The following is a 1,363-nucleotide window of genomic DNA, read 5'->3' on the forward strand; positions in this document are numbered from 1 at the left end:
AACCGGTTGGAACTCTAGAAGACCGGTTTATGGACGCCATTAAAGAATTGTCCGGTGGCGGAAAAGTGAGCGTTAAAAACGCAGCCCTTTTCAATAAACTAGGCTGGATAGAAGAACGTTACACCACGGTTAAAGACCGACTGAGGAAGAAGGGACTGATAAGGGGAGGTCCGGGTGGGACTATGTCCCTACCCCAAAATGCGGCTAGCCCCAGCCCTAAGCCTCTCAAGGCGTTTATCTCCTACTCGCATGCAGATGCTGCCATCAAAGTTGACCTGCTAAAGCACCTTACACCACTGAGCCGACTTAGTCTTATCGAGGCTTGGCACGATGGCGAAATCGAGACTGGCGACAAATGGGCGGACGCCATCAAGGGCAATCTAGAGAGCGCCGACATTATCATCCTCCTGATAAGCGTTGACTTTATCAACTCGCGTTATTGCAACCAGATTGAGCTAACCCACGCGATGGAGCGGGAAGCCAACAACACGGCGGTTGTCATTCCAGTGATCGCGAGAAATTGCCTGTGGCAGGAGGAAGCCTTCGGGACTTTTCAGGCGACCCCTAAGGGTACATCGATCGCAAGTTTCAAGGATCGCGACGACGCCCTGACTTTGGTCGCGGCAGATATCAAGGAGAAAGTTCTCTCCATGCTTGCCAAAAAGAACGGGGCTACTCCCTCCTAGCCGCTGTTCTGCTTTTGCTGGCATGTGGACGCCCTGGTGAGACATGGCGAACCGCGCCATGGTCTGAGGCGAAGCAACTACAGTGCGGCATCAGAACGACGAGTTTGTGATCGTGGATAAGCCGGCGACGCAGATTAAGTTTCTGGCTTTGCCACCGACCTAGGGCTTTCTGTTCTAGCTGACAGCCACGCTCTTACCGGCCCGCATTCCTCGCCGCCACCTCTACCCAATTGCCGATGTTGTTGTAGCCGTCATCGCGCACCCAGTCGTAGGTACGGTAGAAGTGCGTGAATGGGTTACCATCTACGCTCCAGTTCTCTAATGGATTGCGTCCCTGAAGGTCAGTACCTGTCAGAGGGTCCTTCACGTTGTGAATGTCGATAGCCAAGATACCCATCTTGAGTTGATAGCTACGCTTGATCTCGTACTTGACCCATTCCCGATCATACGTTTCACGTCCGAATAGAACCGCCGTAACAGAACACCCGAAGAGTTGCTCCTCGATCCACCGCTCGATGCCTCCCGCTCGGCGCTTCGCCTCTTCAAACTCGGCTTTGTCGTAGAACGGAGGAGCCGCACCCTGTTCTCGGATGACCCATGAATTTCGGACTTGTTGGATCCTCCTGACATCTCGCTCGTAGTGGAAGCTGAAGAATACCTTGCGGGTCATATGGGGT

General features: G+C 53.5%; 2 protein-coding genes. One reads left to right on the forward strand and one right to left on the reverse strand.

Translation table 11 applies throughout. The annotated features are described in order from the left end of the window. A partial coding sequence (locus tag EOB49_RS31905; protein ID WP_206526169.1) for a toll/interleukin-1 receptor domain-containing protein occupies positions 1–686 on the forward strand: 686 nt, incomplete at its 5' end. Positions 687–879: 193 nt separating this feature from the next. On the opposite strand, the gene EOB49_RS31910 is transcribed toward EOB49_RS31905, so the two are convergent. Next, positions 880–1,363: TIR domain-containing protein (locus EOB49_RS31910; protein ID WP_245472927.1), on the reverse strand; the 484-nt coding region annotated here is incomplete at its 5' end.

Source organism: Mesorhizobium sp. M7A.F.Ca.MR.148.00.0.0 (genome assembly GCF_003997735.1).
Lineage (GTDB): Bacteria > Pseudomonadota > Alphaproteobacteria > Rhizobiales > Rhizobiaceae > Mesorhizobium.